The organism is Vibrio sp. YT-19(2023) (assembly GCF_033337395.1).
This window is the reverse complement of sequence record NZ_JAWOQN010000982.1, coordinates 1-549: the sequence shown is the minus strand read 5'-3', so window position 1 is coordinate 549 and position 549 is coordinate 1. Positions and strand designations below refer to the sequence as shown.

1 protein-coding gene is annotated in these 549 nt (G+C 44.8%); it reads right to left on the bottom strand.

Translation table 11 applies throughout. The annotated features are described in order from the left end of the window. Positions 1–549, bottom strand: a 549-nt coding sequence (locus tag R7E78_RS29560) for a type II secretion system F family protein (protein ID WP_318059072.1), incomplete at both ends; no start/stop codon positions are given.

Below are 549 nucleotides of genomic sequence, written 5' to 3'. Positions count from 1 at the left end.
AGCCAAGTGCGATAAATGGGCTCCAGTTTTGTGTCCAAGCGGAAAGATCTAAGACTTGCCTTGTAAACCATGGCAATTCAGCGCCAAAGCCAACAAACATTTTTTCAAACTCGGGAATGACCTTGGTTAGCATGATAAACGATACTCCCAGTGCAACTAGAATAACCATGGCTGGATATATTAGAGCCTTGATCACTTTGGCTCTAAGCTGCTCATTTTTTTCCCTGTAGGTAGCTAAGCGTTCGAACACTTCGGCTAAGTTGCCCGATTGTTCTCCTGTCGCAATCAGGTCGGTATATAGCGGGTCAAAATGGTTGCTGGCGGTACGCATCGCTTTGGACATCGGCGTACCCGCTTCAACAGCCCGAGTTACACTCATCAAAATGGATTTCATTTCCGCCTTTTTGTGGTTATCAGAGACCAATTTCAATGCTTGTACTAGTGGCACACCAGTTACTAGCATCGTTGAGATTTGACGAGTGAAAACCGTGATGTCTTTTCCTTTTACGCGATGGCTAAGTTTGGTCAAAAAAGAGATGCTGCTTTTCT